Origin of the sequence: Nocardia sp. MDA0666, from assembly GCF_003023875.1 — a bacterium.
GTDB lineage: Bacteria > Actinomycetota > Actinomycetes > Mycobacteriales > Mycobacteriaceae > Nocardia > Nocardia aobensis.
In genome coordinates this window covers 240968-253935 of the sequence record NZ_PYHT01000002.1, presented here as the reverse complement: position 1 = coordinate 253935, position 12968 = coordinate 240968, and the positions used below count along the sequence as shown (strand labels likewise).

The following is a 12968-nucleotide window of genomic DNA, read 5'->3' as shown; positions in this document are numbered from 1 at the left end:
CGACGCCCCGGATCAGCCGCGCAGCCCGCTCGCCCGCAGCACCCGCCGCGAGATCCCGGCCTCCAGCGCCTCGGCCGTACCGATGATGCGCACCCGCTGCCGGGCGCGAGTGATCGCGGTATAGAGCAGTTCACGGGTCAGCAGCGTCGACTCCGGGCCCGGCAGCACGATCGTCACCGCACCGTACTGGCTGCCCTGGCTGCGGTGGATGGTCATCGCGTACACCGTGGTGACACCCGGGAACTGGGTGGGATGCACCAGATACGGTTCGCTGCCACGCTGCAGCGCCGCGCGCAGGCCACCGTCGCCGGACCGCACGATGACACCGGTGTCGCCGTTGTAGATGCGGGCCTCGTGGTCGTTGGCTGTCACCAGCAGGGGTTGGCCGGGAAACCACTGTCCGGCAACGGATTCCGTGCCGATCCCGGCCGCGGCGACCCAGCCGCCGGCCATGCGGTCCCACCGTTCGACGCCGAACGGCCCCTGCCGGTGCGCGCACAGCAGGCGATGCGATTCCATCGCCCGCAGCGCCGCCGCGGCGTCCCCGGCCTCGGCGGCAGTGGTGGATTCGCGGGCGGCGCGCACCACGTCGGCACGCACATCGGCGATGTCGTCGGGTTCGTGCAGGGACAGCTCCGTACCGCCGTCGTGCAGCAGCGCGAGCGCCGTCTCGGCGTCTCCGGCGCGCACCGCCACCGCCAGATCGGCGATCCGGCCGCCGAACCGGCGGCCGCGGGTCAGGCGAATCATGCCGCCGCGCAATCGGTTTCGTTCCCGTTCACTGAGATCTTCGGCACCGGCCACCGGACCGGAACCGGTGTCGAGGATCCGCTCGAGGATCGGATTCGGCGGCCCGGCCACCGGGCCCGCGACCAGATCGGCGAGGACGGCACCGGCATCGACCGAGGCGAGCTGATCCGGGTCACCGACGAGGACCAGCCGGGCGTCCGGGCGCACAGCCGGCAGCAGCCTGCTCATCATGGTCAGCGACACCATGGAGGTTTCGTCGACGACGATGACGTCGTAGGGCAGCCGATTGTGGGCGTGATGGCGGAAGCGGGTGGTGCCGCCGCGCTGCCAGCCCAGCAGCCGGTGCACAGTGGCCGCGGTCAGTTCCGGCAGGTCGAGGTCGCCGGCCTGTTCACGCACCGATTCCTGAAGGCGCGCAGCGGCTTTGCCGGTCGGCGCGGCCAGCGCGATACGCAGCGGTGCGGTGTCGGCGACCGCGCGCTGATGCGCGACCAGCAGTGCCAGAATGCGGGCGATGGTGTGGGTCTTACCGGTACCGGGACCACCGGCGACCACCGTGGTCCAGCTGGTGGCGGCGACGGTGGCGGCGATGCGCTGACGGTCCGGGGCGGCGCCGGGCCCGCCCGTGCCGGGGAACAGCCGGTCCAGTTCCCGGCGCACGGTGTCCGGGTCGACGAGCGGATGCCCGTGCGCACGGTCCGCGAGCACCTCGCGGATCGTCTGCTCCTGCCGGTAGTAGCGGTCCAGATACAGCAGCGGCCCGCCCTCGGAATCGACCAGCCGCAGTGGGCACAGCGGACCGGCCGGGCTGCCGCACACCAGTGGGCTCGCGCGCAACTGCTCGCACAGGCTGTCGACGTCCGGCCAGGGCAGCAGTGCGGGATCGATCGGTTCCGCCTCGCCGAGGTCGAAACCCTCACCGTCGACACCGATTTCGTGCATGCGCCGCAATTCCAGGCATACCGACCCCGACCGCACCGCACGCACCGCGAGCGCGGCGGCCAGCAGCACCTGCTCCCCTGATTCACCGCCGAGCTTGCCCAGCCGCAACGCCACGTGCACATCGGCCGCCGACAGCACGCCGGCGGTGTTGAAGGTTCGCAGCAGGCCGGTGGCGCGCTGCGCCAGAGCAATCGCTGTCATCGGCCCTCCTGGCCGGCCAGGAGATCCGACAGTGCCACGATCAGCTCGGCCGGTGGGTCCCAGTCGAAGACGCCGTGGCCGGGTGGGGTGGCGGGGCCGATCATGCCGCGCACGAACAGATAGCGCACCCCGCCGAGGTGGCGCGCTGGATCGTAGTCGGGCAGGCGCCACCGCAGATAGCGGTGCAGCGCGGCCGAATACAGCAGCGCCTGCAGCGGATAGTGCGAGCGCATCATCTCCTCGGCCATGCGGTCGCGCCGATAGTGCGCCACGGTCAGCTCACCGGTGCCGAGCCGGTTGGTCTTGTAGTCGACGACGAGGAAGCGGGGGCCGTCGGTCCGCAGCACCGCGTCGATACTTCCGGTCAGATATCCGCGCAGCGGAATGTCGTCGAGCAGGTAGAGGGCATCGGCGTAGGTGGCGAACGGATCGTCGGACCGCAGATATTTCCGCAGCAGGGCGCCGATCCGCCGGACCGTCACCCGCTCCGCCACCGGGTCGTCACCGCCCGCGAGCGGCAGTTCGAATTCCAATTCGTTCAACCGATCCCGCGACCGGATGTCGGCCAGCGCGACCGGATCGCACGGTGTGCGCAGCACCGCGACGAGCGCGCGGGCGAGTTCGCCGGGATCGATATCGGCCATGAGTTGCTCGACGGCCTGTTCGCAGCGCAGCAGGACCTCGGCGGCCAGGTCCGGCGCATCGGTGTCGACCAGCTCGAGCACGCCGTGCACGAGCGTGCCGAATTCGGCGCCGTAGGGCAGGTCGTTCATCAACGACGGTGCCGCACCGGCGAATTCATCCTCCGCTCCGAGGCCGGGACCGAGTTCCGGCGCCGGCGACAACGGCTCGTCGGTGCCGCCTTCGACGGGATCCGTCACCACCAAATCCGTTGCGCCATGGGCTGTTTCGTGCGCCGAGGCGGTGAGCGCAGAGTACGAGGTACGGCGCCAGTCGTGGTCGACGGAGCGGGTGAACCGCGCCGCCTCGAGCGTCTGGTCGCCGGTCTGTCCGCGTTCGGTGCGCAACTGCGCCTCGACCGCCGCGCGGACGGGCTCGATCTCGATCAGGCCGGGACCGGCGGCCGCGGCCCATTCGCGCAACTGCTGCAACACGATCGGGTCCGCGGGCACCTCACTGCGGGCCGGCACCTCGGCGCTGCCGGGGTCGCGGCCCAGGATCATCCGGTGCAGCGGCGCGGCGGCCGTTCCGTAGGCCGGCGCCCACCAGGCCACCACCTGGCACTGCGCCCGGGTCACCGCGACGTACAGCAGCCGCAGCTCCTCCCCCGCTTCCTCGGCCTCACAGCGACGGCGGTGCTCGGCGTAACCGGGCGCCTCAGGGCCGCCGACGTCCAGGACCCGTTCGTCGCCGTTGTGGAACAGCAGCGTCGACGGGTTGGGGTTCTTCGCGCCGTCCCACGCGAAAGGCAGATAGACGACGGGGAATTCCAGGCCCTTACTGGCGTGCACGGTGGCGATCTGCACCGCGGCGGCATCGCGGTCGAGGCGACGGCTGCGTCCCGCGACGGCGCCCGAGGCCGGATCACGCACCCGGTCGGCCAGCCAGCGGGTCAGCGCGGTGAGCCCGAGCGATTCCCGCGCGGCGACCTCGTCGAGCAGTTGCGCGATATGCCGCAGATCGGTCAGGCGCCGTTCACCGCCGCTCTGGGCCAGCAGTCGCGGCGCGGGCTGCGCCTGGGCGGACAGCCGGTCGAACACGGCCGCGAAACCGGACCGCGCGAACAGCCGGGCCGCGTCGCGCAGCTGGGTGCTGAGCCGGCCCACCAGATCCGCGCCACCGGCGTCGATATCGGCCGCGGACAGTCCGAGCAGCGGGGTGGTCGCCGCGAGCCGGACCCGATCACCGCGGTGCGGTTGTTCCAGCGCGCGCAGCACCCACAGCCAGTCGGTGGCACTGCGGGTGGCGAAAACGCTGGCACCACCGGCGAGTACGGACGCGACACCGGCGCGGTCCAGTTCCGCGCGCACCAGGTCGATCTGCGCGCGGGTGCGGACCAGCACGGCGATATCGCCGGGTCCCAGCGGGCGGTCGCCGAACCGGGCCCCGGACTCGAGGGTGCGGACGATATCGGCGGCGAGGTCGGTGGCGACCCGATCGCGCTGGCGGCCCACCACCGGGAATCCGCTCCCGTTCAACGCTCCGGCACCCTGGCGGGGAAAACACCTGAGCCGCAACGGAACCGCCGCACCCTCGGGCCCGGTGAGCCGGCTGTGCGGCCGCACCGCCGTGACCTGCGGCACCGTGATCTGCGGATGTCCCAGGGCGGCACCGCCGAGCATGTGGTGCAGTGCCGCCAGCAGACCGGCGTCGCTGCGCCGGTTGGTATCGAGTTCGCGGCGGGTGTCGGCGTGGGCGACAGCGTCCAGGTAGCTGAGGACCTCGGCGCCGCGGAAGGCGTAGATCGCCTGTTTCGGATCGCCGACCAGCACCAGGGTCGTGTGGTCGTGGAAGACCCGCCGCAGGATGTCCCACTGCAGGGGGTCGGTGTCCTGGAATTCGTCGACCAGTGTCACGCGGAAGCGGTCGCGGATGCGGCGGCATGCGCGCTCGCCGTGGACCGGGTCGGCGAGTACGTCGTGCAGTAGCACCAGCTGGTCGTCGAAGTCGCGGATGCCCGAAAGCCGTTTGCGCCGATCGACTTCCGCGCGCACCGCCGCCGCGAACGCCGCCGCCTCGGCCGCCGGGTGATCGCCGAGTTCCTCCCCCGGCACCAGCCGCGCGCGCCGGTCCGCCACCGCGGCCGCCGCCAGCGACAGCGCCTGGCGCACCGGCATCGGCGCGCCGCCACGGGCGTAGCGGGCCAGGTACAAATCCTCGGCGACGGTGCTCACCAGTTCCTCGATGCCCTCGACCAGCCGCACCCGCGGATCGTGTTCGCCCGCGATGCCGAGTTCGTCGAGCATGCGCTGACAAAACCCGTGGGTGGTGGAGATGGTCCCGGCATCGAAATCCGACAGCGCCGCGACCAACCTCCGGCGCCGCCGCGCCACCTCGGCCGGATCGGCGTCGGCCAGATGGGCGATCAACTCGTCGGTTCCGGCGCGCGCGGCCTCCGGATCGTCGAGCGCGGCCGCGACGGTGACGAACCGCTCCCGCGTACGTTCCCGCAACTCCTGGGTCGCCGCCCGGCTGAAGGTCACCAGCAGCAGCTGCGAGATGTCGACCAGCCCCTCGGCGACGAACCGCACCGCCAGCCCGACAATGGCGTATGTCTTCCCCGTCCCCGCGCTCGCCTCGAGAACAGTTGTCCCCGTAGGCAAGTCACCACACAGAGCGAACTGGCCGAACGGTGCGGAGCCACCGGCTTTCGTTTCCGTGGGTTCTCCCGCACCTTCCGCGTCGGTGCCTCCACAATTCTGGATGGCGTCCCCGCGCTTCTCGGCGCCTGCGGATTCGGGTGCGCGGTCGGCGAACTCGAACCCGCCGTCGCGCCGCCCGTTGTCATCGGTGTCGGCGGCGCGGTCACGGCGGCCGGCATCCGAACCACCGTTGCGCTGCTCTTCGACACCGCTGTCGGCGGCGGCATCGGAGGGTTCGGCAGCCGTATCGAGAAGGTCCGTCTCGTTTTCCGGTCGGAGTTCGTCGAGGGCGAAAAGTTCGGCCGGGCCGGTCGATTCATCGGCATCACGAGCGCGGCGGCGGGTGGTGGTGTGCGCCGCCGCTTCCGGGGCGCGCAGATCGGTGACGGGGAACAGTTCCTCGGTCATGGCTGCCCCTGGGATTCGTTGGCCAGCAGCGGATTCCACAGTCGCCGGGCCACCGAGCCGAAGGTGGTGGTCTCGCCGTAGCGGTCCGGTTCGGGCAGCGGGGTTTCCAGTTGCTCGAAGCTCGGTTCGGGTCCTCGGATGTAGGTCAGGTAGCGGTCGGTGTGGTCACCGAACGGGCGCGGTCCCTTCGGCCCGCCGTAGAACTCCTCTTCCGCGGCGGCGCGGGCGGAGTCGAGATCGGCTCCGCGGCAGCGGCGTTCGGCGTACACCGCCGAGGCCGACGGCGCGAACGACAGTGGTTCGGCCAAGCCCTCCTCGCGCAGGTCGGCCAGCTCGCGCAGCAGGTCCGCCGCGAGTGCGGGGGCCGGTGCGGTCAGCGACGAACGCCAGGCCGGGCGGCCGAACTTGCCGCGCCCGATGCTCACGGCCTGCCAGCTCTGATGGCGTTCGGTGGCGGCCAGCGCCAGCAGCCGCACCCACGCCGCCATCCGATGTTTGGGCGCGAGCCGCGAATAGGTGGCGCGCACGACGGCGTCGTCGTGCACATCGGCGACCGTCCCGGTCAGCCGCCGCCCCGAGCCCAGATCCACCGCGATATCGATGGTGCGTGCCGGCGCCTGCTGCAGTGGCGCGGCGACCTGCACCAGCCGGTCCACGGTGGATTCCACCTCGGCGAGCACCGAAGCGCCGAGGCCGAACGGCGGCAGGGTGCCGCGCCGCCATTCCGCGGCGCGCAGCGCGCCCGGATCGGCGCCGGTGAGCCGGGCCGCCAGCATGCGTTCACCGATGTTCCAGGTGGCCAGCCCGGTCAGTTCGATGGGCAGGCGTTCATCGATGTCCTCGTCCTCCTCCGGCACCCGGATGCCCAGCCGCTGCCACAGGAAGGCCCGGATCGGATGTTCGGCGAACGACACCAGTTCCGCCAGTTCCACATCCGTGCGCGCCACGGCCGGCAGTGGGCCGGACAACCACGGCGGAATCGGTTGCGCGGGGCGAGCCGCGGCGCGGGCGGCGGCCAGCGCCAGGGAGTCGAAACCGAACGGGTCCCGCGCCTCGAAATTGCGGCCGTCGTATGCCTGCAGCGGATGCCGACGCACCACCTCACCGGTCCCACGGTGGGCGCGCACCACGTCGATCAGTTCCGCGAGTGGTGTCACCGGCGGCCGGGGTGTACCGGTCACCGGATCGGCACCGGTGTAGAGCACCACCAGATGCTGGTGCGCGGCCAGAACGGCATCGAGCAGCAGTCCGCGGTCCTCGCTGCGCGGATCGCGTTCTCCGACAAGCGGTTCCCGCGCCGTCACGTCGTCGCCGTCGATGCCGCCGGTGCGCGGGAACACCTCGTCGTCGAGCCCGAGCAGCACCACCACCCGATGCGGAACCGACCGCATCGGCGCCAGCCCGCAGACGGTGAGCTCACCGGTGCGGTAATTGGAGCGCGGCGCCCGGGCCCGGGACCGCGCCCGCAGGGCGGCGATCACATCGGGCAGCCGCAACTCGGCCGCATCCGCGTGCTCGAAGGCGGCGGCCAGTTCCCGGCGCGCCTGCACCCCCTGCCAGGCCGCGGCGGCCGGTAGATCGGTGAGCAGATCGAGCGCGCGATGCAGGATCTGCAGCCACTGCCGGGCGGGGCGCGGTGCGCCGGCGGGTTCGGCCGGGGTGGGTCCGCTCAGATCGCGCACGCAGACCGCGAGCCGGTCGACGAATTCGGCGAAACGCCCTGCCAGATCCACATCACCGGAGTCGACGTCGTCCAGCGGCAGCGCCAGATCCAGCCAGTCCTCGCCCGATTCCCCCGCGGCGACGCCGAGCAGAATCCGGTCGACCGCCGCGTTGAGGGTGTTCTGGCCGAATTCGGCGAGCCCGAAGGCCTGCCGCTGCCGTTGCCCGATCCCCCAGCGGGCGCCGGTTTCGGCGGCCCATTCGCGCAGCCGCTCGATATCGTCGTCGTCGAATCCGCAGCGATACCGGACGGGTTCGGTGGCGGCGAGGTCGAGCACCTGGGTGACGCCGAGACGTCCCTCGGCCAGCGCCAGCAGATCCTCCAGCACCGCGAGCACCGAATTCGCCGCGCCCGCACTGCGTTCGGCGGGCCGCACCCGTAAGCCGTGTGCGGGATTCGCGTCGGGGTCGTCGAGCGCGGCGGGCCCCTGGCCGAAGGCGGCCCGCACCAGCGGGGCGTAGCCGTCGGGATCGGGGCACAGCACGATCACGTCGCGCGGTTCGAGAGTGGGATCGCGCTGGAAGAGGCCGAGCAGGACATCGCGCAACACCTCCACCTGCCGGGCGGGGCCGTGGCAGGCGTGGATCTGCACGCTGTCGTCGGCGTCGCACACCATCGGTGGCCAGCGGTCCGCGCGGATGGCCTCTTGCAGCTCGGAAAGCACTGTGCCCGAACCGTTTTCGTCACTCGTGCGATTCGGCTGGTGATGCTGGTCGGCGAAATCCACGGTCGCCAGCCTGTTCTGCACCTCGCGCACGTCGCGGCCCAGCGCCGCCAGCAGCGGATGCCGGGCGATCGGATCGGCCACCACCCGCCGGGGAGCGGCGAGAGGGCTTCGCACGATCGTCGCCGCACCCGCGAGCCCTGCAACGGCTTCCGCGGTCTCGCCGGATCCGGTGGCGCCGGCTCCCGCCGGACGGGCGACATCCGGGGCGACATCCGGGGCGGACCGTAACCGCTCCCACAGCGCCGGGCTGGGATGGGCCAGCCAGAGGTGCACCTCGCGGTGTTCGGCCACCGCCTCGAGTACCGCGAGCTGCGCGGCCGCGATCCGGGGCAGTCCGAAGACCGAAAGGCGCTGCGGCAGATCGATACTCGCCGGATCGGTGCGCAGCCGGCGGCAGACGGTGTCGAGCCGCTGCGCCGGTGCGGGAATGCCGATCGCCTCGCGCACCCGCCGCCACAGCCGCGGCTGCCACCGCAGGTCGTCGGGTAGGTCGGCGCCGCAGCCGTCGGTGTCGGCGCCGTCGGCCCAGTCGGTGATCAGGGTGGGGCGGGTGGTGCCGTAGGTGTCGAACAGGGTCGCGATATGCGTCGCGGTGCTCAGCCGTCGCCCCGCCCGGTACGCCTCGGCCGGACCGGCGCCCATGCCCAGATGCCGGGCCAGCACCGCCGCCCACGGCTCGCCGATCGCGGCGTCCATCGCTGCCAGTACGGGCCACACCAGCCGGTCGGGCGCCCACGGGTCGGCGTCGGCGGCGATATCGGAGGCAGTGGCCGAGATGTCGGCGACCAGCGCCGCCGGGGTCGGATAGTCGATGTTGGCGGCCACGCCGTCACCGGTCCGCGCGCCCAGGGTCACCGCGAGCCGCTGGTTGAGCCAGCGTTGCACGCCGTGCGCGCCGACCGCGACGACCTCGGCGGCGAAGGGGTCCGGCAGCGGGTGCGACAGCATCGCGGCGAGCGCGTCGGCGAGCGTGCGCGCCGACTCGGCCCGGTGGATGTGCAGCACCTGCGCACCGCCTCTCTAGTCCCTCGCGCGCGATCCCTTGTCGCGGTGATGCGGCGCGCCCGATCCTACAAACCCGGCCACCGCTCCCGGCGGCACCGGCCCGTCTCGGAGCGCCGCACCCGGTGAACGCCGCGGTACGAGCCCTCCGCAACCGACCCGTAAACGCCCGTTACCACCGATTTGCCGCCCTTCGCAGCATGTCACCAAACATTCGGCAACACAATCGAATCCGGCCATCATGACCATTCGGCTATCACGAACGCAATTCGCCACCGCGTGTCACCCGCACACCGGGTCCGTCGTGTGCCACAGTTTTCCGCGGGGAGGTTTCGGGAGAAGCGGTATCGAAAGGCTGGTTCGATTCATGTCTGCGACGGTGGTCCCCCTCGTACCCAGATCCGGGTTCACGGTACGGCGATCGGGCGAGACGTGGGAATTGATCAACTCCCGGCACTACGGCCGCGGTGTGGTGCTGCACAGCTGGGCTCGCGACGGACATTCCGAGGCCTTCGAGCACTGCTATCGGCTCAACGGCCGCAGCGTCGAGGAATTGCTCGCAGCATTCCGCTGACCTGCGTCGTTGCGGTCGATATGGCCGAAATGCGCTGGCCTGCAACGATCTCCGCGTAGCTAGCACATCCGCGGGCCGACCTCAAGACGTGCGTGATCGGCGCATTTGTGGCTATTGTGGCTCACCGTGCGTTATCCCCGGACCGCGTCCCGCGGCATTCGAACCACCCGCCTGGCCGCCGGTGCCTGCGTCGTCGCCGCCGCGCTGATGGCGGGCACCCCCGTGCTGGATCCCGCTCCGGCCGCCGCCGTCCCGCTGCGTATGCAGGGCTGCCGCGACGGCTTCGACTGCGATATGAGCAGCCGGATCGCGGCCGTCGACAACTATCTGGCCTCCCGGCCCGGCGTCACCGGCTATGTGGTGCGTGACCGCGTCACCGGCGGCACCTATGCCAACGGCAACGCCGAGACCCTGTTCTGGACCGCCTCCACCATCAAACTGGCCATCGCCGAGGATCTGCTGAACCGGGCGCGGGTCGGCGCGATCACGCTGACGCCCGAGGACCGCACCCAGATGGAGTCCATGCTGGCGACCTCCAACGACGCCGCGGCGGACTTCCTGTGGAACAAGTACGCGGGCCCGGATCGGCAGGCGTTCAACAACGCCTTCCGCGCCGACGGGATGACCGGCCTGGTGCCGCGCCCGACCAACGGCAACGGACATCTGTTCCCGGACTGGGGTTTTCAGCAGTGCACGCCGTCCGATCTGGACCGGCTGATGAACAATGTGCTCGACCACATGAACCCCGACGACCGCGGCTATCTGCTCGATCGGATGCGCAAGGTCGACACCAACCAGCACTGGGGCGTGTGGGGTGCCGGCGATGCCATGCATCCGGGCCTCAAGAACGGCTGGTCCGACGAGAACGGCGGCTGGGTGGTCAACTCGGTCGGCTTCGCCGGGCCCGGTGAGCGCTACACCCTCGCGGTGATGAACTCCCTCGGCGACCAAGGCGGCTACACCGACGGCGAGGAGACCACCACGCATGTCGCGCAGCTGCTGTTCGCCGGACGCTAGTCACAGCCGCGACAGCCGCATCGGCGCCCCGTCGCGCGGGAACGGGATGGTGTTGAATCCCCACGGCATCAGGTAGTCGTCGGGGATGTGCCAGCTGTAGGCGCGCACCATCGCCGCGATGACCACCTTCACCTCGAGGGTGCCGAAATGCATGCCGATACATTTGTGCGCTCCCGCGCCGAACGGCATCCACGCCAGCCGGTGCGATTTGTCCTCGCGCCGGCCCTCGGTGAACCGTTCCGGGTCGAAACGCGCGGGATGCGACCACAATTCGGGGATCAGATGGTTGACGCCGTAGGCGACGTCGACGTGGGTGCCGGCCGGAATGTAGTGACCGGCCACCTCGGTGTCGCGTACGGCGCGGCGCACCAGGCCCGGCACCGGCGGCACCAGCCGCAGGCTCTCCTTGATCACCAGATCCAGATCGTGCAGGCGATCCAGGTCGGCGATCGTCGGCGGCGCGCCGTCGAGCTCGTCGAACAGTGCCTGTGCCTCGGCGCGCACCCGCTGCTGCCAGTCGGGGTGGCGGCCCAGATAGTAGGCGACCGAGGTCGCGGTGGTGGTGGTCGTGTCGTGAGCGGCCATGATCAGGAAGATCATGTGGTTGACCACGTCGGCGTCGGAGAACATCGCACCGTCCTCGGTGCGGGCGTGACACAGCGCGGAGAAGAAGTCCGCACCCTCTTCGCGGCGCTTGTGCGGCACCATCGCGGTGAAGTACTCCTCGAGCGTCTTGCGCCCGCGCAGACCGGCCCGCCACGCACCGCCGGGCACCGGATAGCGCACCAGCGCCAGCGGTGCGTGGGTGCAGTCGAGGAAGGCCTGCCCGAGCCGGTGGCGTTGCGGCCCGGCATCGACGCCCATGAAGGTTTCGGTGGCGATCTCGAGAGTGAGATCTTTCACCGTCGGATACAGCCGCAGGGTGCGCGCACCGGCCGGACTCCAGCGCTCGACCGCGGCCTCGACCACCGGGCTCAATTGCGCCAGATGCGATTCCAGCCGCTCGCGGGTGAACGCCTGCTGCATGATGCGCCGGTGGAACATGTGCTCGGAGAATTCCAGCAGCAGCAGTCCGCGGCGGAAGAACGAGCCGATCAGGAAGTCCCAGCCCTGCCCGAAATCGTTGCGCCGCTTGCCGAGTACCTCGTCGACGGCCTGCGGGCCGGCGACCAGGACGCGGTCGACACCGAAGGATTTGTTGTAGCTGACCGGGCCGTAGCGGCGGTACCGGTCGTACATCTCGGCCGGACCCCAGCGCAGATACTGCAGCGAGCGGCCCAGCACCGGCAGTCCGGCGTCGCCGCGCACGGCCGATGCCGCACTGCCCCGCGGCGGCGTCGCCAGGACCTGCTCCCGCGCCGGTAATCGGTGCAGCAGCCGGTCGATCGGACGGCCGTCCGGTATTTCGATGAAGCCGATGTTCTCCCGCTCGGCGCCGGAGGGACGCGGGTCGACGCTGACCATGACTGATGCCTCCCGAACACAGCGACCGCGCCACGCCGCCCGGCCGCAAGAAAAGTACACCTCGTACATTAGAGGTAGAATCACGCTGTGACAAGGGACACAGAAATTCGGCGTCCAGGCCGCCCGCCCGGGCCACCCCGGGATCCCGACCGCCGGCGCGGGGAGATTCTCGACGCGGCCGAGCGGGTGGTGGCCGACTCCGGTGCGCGCATGACGATCGCGCAGGTCGCCGCCGAGGCCGGATACGCGCGCACCGCGGTGTACGCGGTGTTCCCGGACCTCCCGGCGCTGATCGACGCGCTGGCCGAGCGGCATATGAACGCGATCATCGCCGCCGCCGACCATCTGCTGGCCCAGCCGCTACCCGCCCGGCAACTGCTGCGGGCGGTGGTGACCCTGATGTGCGATTTCGTCGACGCCAATCCCAACCTGCACCACGTCATGATGCAGCGACTCGAGCACGGCGACGCCGAGCACCGGCCGTTCTTCACCCGCGTATCCGATTGGGCGACATCGATTTTCGACATCATTCTGCGCCGCCTCGACGCCGACCCGGCGCTGGCGCGGATCTGGGCGACCGCCACCGTCGGCGCCATTCTGATGTCGGCCGAGGCCTGGATACAGCAGCCGATCCGATCCCGCGCCGAATTCGTCGACCAGCTCGCGGCCTTCCTGTGGCCGAGCGTGGAGAGCATCGGCGGCGACCGCCTCGTCGGGCCGTTGGTGGGCGCGGCGGAGCCGGTGCCGAAGTGAACGCATACCCGCCCCGCGCGGGGCGAAACCGGGCTTGAGGCGCGGACGCGCCGACATTCGGTGCTCGTCGTGACTGCCTTCGGG

7 protein-coding genes are annotated in these 12968 nt (G+C 71.0%); 3 read left to right on the top strand and 4 right to left on the bottom strand.

Annotated features, from left to right (window positions below):
- Positions 1 to 12: 12 nt before the first annotated feature.
- The 3 genes from recD to recC are packed head-to-tail and all read right to left on the bottom strand — an operon-like array spanning position 13 to position 9079.
- Complete coding sequence (gene recD / locus C8258_RS05680) at positions 13 to 1893, bottom strand: exodeoxyribonuclease V subunit alpha (RefSeq protein ID WP_106954234.1); 1881 nt, start codon at positions 1891 to 1893, stop codon at positions 13 to 15.
- Complete coding sequence (locus tag C8258_RS05675; RefSeq protein ID WP_106954233.1) at positions 1890 to 5624, bottom strand: UvrD-helicase domain-containing protein; 3735 nt, start codon at positions 5622 to 5624, stop codon at positions 1890 to 1892. The genes recD and C8258_RS05675 overlap by 4 nt, the downstream gene beginning before the upstream one ends.
- Positions 5621 to 9079 carry an exodeoxyribonuclease V subunit gamma gene (gene recC, locus C8258_RS05670; protein ID WP_233224895.1) on the bottom strand — a complete coding sequence of 1153 codons (3459 nt, stop codon included), beginning with the start codon at positions 9077 to 9079 and terminating at the stop codon, positions 5621 to 5623. Before recC ends, C8258_RS05675 begins: the two co-directional genes overlap by 4 nt.
- Before the next feature lie 364 nt (positions 9080 to 9443).
- On the opposite strand from recC, the gene C8258_RS05665 reads away from it, so the two are divergent.
- Together C8258_RS05665 and C8258_RS05660 are read left to right on the top strand one after the other, a co-directional pair.
- Positions 9444 to 9650: a hypothetical protein gene (locus C8258_RS05665; RefSeq protein ID WP_025349494.1), complete on the top strand. Its 207-nt coding sequence runs from the start codon at positions 9444 to 9446 to the stop codon at positions 9648 to 9650.
- A gap of 126 nt (positions 9651 to 9776) precedes the next feature.
- Complete coding sequence (locus C8258_RS05660; RefSeq protein ID WP_106954363.1) at positions 9777 to 10667, top strand: tat pathway signal sequence; 891 nt, start codon at positions 9777 to 9779, stop codon at positions 10665 to 10667.
- On the opposite strand, the gene C8258_RS05655 is transcribed toward C8258_RS05660, so the two are convergent.
- Positions 10668 to 12131, bottom strand: a complete 1464-nt coding sequence (locus tag C8258_RS05655) for a cytochrome P450 (RefSeq protein ID WP_106954232.1) — start codon at positions 12129 to 12131, stop codon at positions 10668 to 10670.
- A gap of 87 nt (positions 12132 to 12218) precedes the next feature.
- Here C8258_RS05655 and C8258_RS05650 point away from each other — a divergent pair, with 87 nt between their 5' ends.
- Positions 12219 to 12884: a TetR/AcrR family transcriptional regulator gene (locus C8258_RS05650; protein WP_106954231.1), complete on the top strand. Its 666-nt coding sequence runs from the start codon at positions 12219 to 12221 to the stop codon at positions 12882 to 12884.
- Positions 12885 to 12968 lie beyond the last annotated feature (84 nt).

Excerpts from the sequence above, each read along its gene's own strand:
- recD (WP_106954234.1), bottom strand. The coding sequence starts at position 1,893 with ATGACAGCGATTGCTCTGGCGCAGCGCGCCACCGGCCTGCTGCGAACC.
- C8258_RS05675 (WP_106954233.1), bottom strand. The coding sequence starts at position 5,624 with ATGACCGAGGAACTGTTCCCCGTCACCGATCTGCGCGCCCCGGAAGCG.
- C8258_RS05665 (WP_025349494.1), top strand. The coding sequence starts at position 9,444 with ATGTCTGCGACGGTGGTCCCCCTCGTACCCAGATCCGGGTTCACGGTA.
- C8258_RS05655 (WP_106954232.1), bottom strand. The coding sequence starts at position 12,131 with ATGGTCAGCGTCGACCCGCGTCCCTCCGGCGCCGAGCGGGAGAACATC.